The sequence below is a fragment of the Vannielia litorea genome (assembly GCF_018424695.1).
GTDB classification, from domain to species: domain Bacteria; phylum Pseudomonadota; class Alphaproteobacteria; order Rhodobacterales; family Rhodobacteraceae; genus Vannielia; species Vannielia litorea_A.
Map to the genome: position 1 here is coordinate 1 of NZ_QTNQ01000168.1, position 3377 is coordinate 3377.

5 protein-coding genes are annotated in these 3377 nt (G+C 69.3%); all 5 read left to right on the forward strand.

The genetic code is table 11. The features are described from left to right. A partial coding sequence (locus DYI42_RS23580) for a tetratricopeptide repeat protein (protein WP_244868115.1) occupies nt 1-501 on the forward strand: 501 nt, incomplete at its 5' end. A 160-nt stretch (nt 502-661) separates the two neighbouring features. After that, nucleotides 662-1165 carry an RNA polymerase sigma factor gene (locus DYI42_RS23585; RefSeq protein ID WP_213549526.1) on the forward strand — a complete coding sequence of 168 codons (504 nt, stop codon included), beginning with the start codon at nt 662-664 and terminating at the stop codon, nt 1163-1165. Further along, nucleotides 1165-2163, forward strand: a complete 999-nt coding sequence (locus tag DYI42_RS23590; RefSeq protein WP_213549528.1) for a zf-HC2 domain-containing protein — start codon at nt 1165-1167, stop codon at nt 2161-2163. Before DYI42_RS23585 ends, DYI42_RS23590 begins: the two co-directional genes overlap by 1 nt. 196 nt (nt 2164-2359) lie before the next feature. Next, a complete protein-coding gene (locus DYI42_RS23595) occupies nt 2360-2842 on the forward strand; it encodes a hypothetical protein (protein WP_244868116.1) in 483 nt (160 codons plus the stop codon). 29 nt (nt 2843-2871) lie between these two features. Next, a partial coding sequence (locus DYI42_RS23600; protein ID WP_244868117.1) for a helix-turn-helix transcriptional regulator occupies nt 2872-3377 on the forward strand: 506 nt, incomplete at its 3' end.

The following is a 3377-nucleotide window of genomic DNA, read 5'->3' on the forward strand; positions in this document are numbered from 1 at the left end:
GCCCTGGCCGCCCCGATTTTTGCCGCCGGCTCTGACAGCACCACCCCGCCCACCTCCACCTCGACCACGGTGAAGTGCGAGAAAGGCCAGGTGTTCGACGAGAAGACCGCCAAGTGCCTCGATGCCAAGTCGGAAGCCGTCACCGATGACGACCGTTACAATGCCGCCCGCGAGCTGGCCTACAACGGCAAGTATGACCGCGCCCTGATGGTGCTGGCCGCTGCCGAAGACCAGAACGACCCGCGCATCCTGAATTACAAGGGCTTCACCCACCGCAAGATGGGCGACACCGACGCCGCGATGGGCTTCTACCAGGCCGCGCTGAAGGTGAACCCCGATTACATCCTCGCCCGCTCCTACATGGGCCAGGGCCTGGCTGCCGAGGGTGACCTTGCCGGTGCGACCGAGCAGCTCGAAGAGATCGCCCTGCGCGGCGGCAAGGACACCTGGGCCTATGCCAGCCTGATGCAGGCGATCGGCGGGGTGGCGGTGGATTATTGATCCCCAGGCCACAGCGCGACGGGGCAGGCCTCATCCCTGCCTGCCCCAAAGACAACCGCCCGGGCGCATCTTCGCGCGGGCGGTTGCATCGTACCCGGGCTTTGGGGTCTAACGGGCCAAACGCGCCGGAAGGCGCGACCCGCCCCGAGGAGGCCGCAGCGTGCAGCCCGACGCGACAGATTTTCAGGCCGAGCTTCTGGCCAGCCTTCCGCGGCTGCGGCGTTTTGCGCTCAGCCTCACGCGCCACCCCTCTGAGGCCGATGACCTTGTTCAGATGACCTGCGAACGCGCCATAACCAACGCACCCAAGTGGAACCCCGAGCAGCCGTTGCTGCCGTGGCTCTACACCATGGGGCGAAATCTCTGGACATCGGAGATGCGCAAGCGGCAGGTGCGGACCGGCGAGGGCACGGTGCCTGCAGAGGAGGCCGCCGAGCTGGTGAGCCACGCGGGCGGCGAGGAGAACACCCGCGCAGGGCAGGTGATGGCGCAGATCATGGCGCTGCCAGAGGGGCTTTCATCGGTACTCTTGCTCGTTTCGGTGGAGGGCCACAGCTATGCCGAGGCGGCGGCAATTCTGGATATTCCGGCGGGCACGGTGATGTCGCGCATGTCGGCGGCCCGCGCACGGCTGCGGGCGGCACTGGCGGGGGAGGCGGCGTGATGGTGGATCGCATGGAGCGGATTTCGGCCTACCTCGACGGCGAGATGAGCGCCGAGGATGCCGCGCGGCTGGAGGCCGAGGCCGCCGCCGACCCGGAGCTGGCCGCCGAGATCGAGGCAGCGGGCGCGCTGGATGACGAGATTGGCCTGGCCTTTGACGCGCTGCTCGACGCGCCGCTGCCGCCCGCGCTGGCGGCCACGGTTTCGGCCACCACCACGCCGGGCACGCGGGTGGAACCTGCCACGCCGACGGTGCCCGCTGCGACGCCAATGGGTGAAGATCCCGCCCCCGCGCCCGACGTGGCGCGGGCCGAGCCGGGGGTGCCCGGGCAGGCCGCCGTGCAAGGGCAGGGCGACGCGCTGCCCGAGACGCCGGCGATGGGCGCCATTCCGCCGGGCGGGGCCGCCCCGCGCGAAGAGTTGCCGCCGCCCGTCTTTACCCCGGCCAACCTCGATCGCCGCCCGATCTTCTCGGCCTCGATCGCTGCCGTGCTCGCCCTGCTGATGGTGGGCGCGGGAGCGGGCGCGCTGCTGACACGGGTATTTGCGCCCGGCACCGAGCTGGCCGATGGCCATGCCACCCGGGGCTGGATGGACGAGATTGCCGATTATCACCGGGTCTATGCCCGGCAGGTGCGGCACCTTGCGGAGGTGCCCGCCAGCGAGCAGGACCATATCGAGGCCTGGCTTGGCAAGGAAACCGGCGTGCCCTTCAGCGTGCCAGACCTCACCGCCTCGGGCTTCACCTTTCAGGGCGCGCGGCTGCTGGTGGCCGGTGGCAAGCCCGTGGCGCAGCTTCTCTACACCGATGCAGGCGGCCAGGTGATGGCGCTTTGCGTGCTGGCGCGGGAGGGGGAGGCCACCCCCGAGTTCACGCCGCGCAGCTTTGACGGGGTGGAGATGGTGCGCTGGCTGGCGCCGGGCGCGGCCTGGGTGGCGGTGGGCGAACCGGGCATGGACCTTGACGCCGTGGCCCGGGCGGCGGCGCAGGAGGTGTAATCCGGGCCGATTGGCCGCGGGTTTACGCCATTTGAACCTGAGTTTATGGCGCGATCCCGCGCTTTGTGCTGAAACGGGGCATGTTCACCGCTTGCCGAAGGATGCCCGAGATTCGCCCTGAGCCGCTCCCCCAGACCCTGATGCGTGGCACCCGGCGCCCGCCCTGCGGCCCGGTCGTGGATGCCGAGGCCCGCGCATGAAGGCGCGGCCCCTTCTTCGTTCCCTGCTGATTTGCACGACGCTGGCGCTCTCGGCGCCGGCCCCGGCGGCGGCGGCCACGGTGACCGAGCAGATCGTGGCGCAGCTTTCCGAGCAGGGCTTCAAGCGCATCCGTGTCAGCCGCACGCTGCTGGGCCGCGCCCGCATCACCGCGTCGAGCCGGGATTACACCCGAGAGATCGTTGTGAACCCGGCAACCGGCGAGATCCTGAGAGATTACATCCGCCCGGTGCGCCGTGGCTCCGGTGACGGCCCGAAAGCGCCGCAGATCGTGGACCCCTACGAGGGCGATGACGATGAAGGCGGCGGTGGCAACTCCGGCCCGGGCGGGGGCGGATATGACGATGATGATGACGACGATGACGACGATGAGGATGACGACGAGGGGGATGATGGCGAGTCGGGCGGCGGCGACTCGGAGGAGGACGATGACTATGATGAAGAAGACGATGACGAGTGAGTGACTGAAGGCCGGTGAGATCGAGGCTGTTGATAGGTGCCATACTGGCGGTGCAGGTGCTCTGCGCCGTCTTCTTCCTGTCGAACATCCTGAGCTCGGTGCTCGGCTATGCGCCGGTGAGCTGGCAGATCAGCGAATACATCGAGCTTGGTGCGGCGCTCGGGCTCGTGCTGGGCGTGGGGCTGGGGGCGGTGGCGCTGCGGCGCAGCCACGAGCGGGCGGCACGGCTGGAAGACAGTATGCGCGCGGCCTCGGGGGCCTTCATGGATCTGCTGGAAGACAGGTTCGAGGCATGGAGCCTCACCCCGGCGGAGCGCGACGTGGCGCTGTTTTCGATCAAGGGAATGAGCACGGCGGAGATCGCCGGGTTGCGCAGCACCTCGGAGGGCACGGTGAAGGCGCAGACGGCGGCGGTGTATCGCAAGGCGGGTGTCAGCGGGCGGCCGCAACTGATGAGCCTGTTCATCGAAGACCTGATGGGCGGCCCGCTGGGCGACCCTGCGGACCGGGGGGCCAGCCCCCCGGTCCGCAGGGT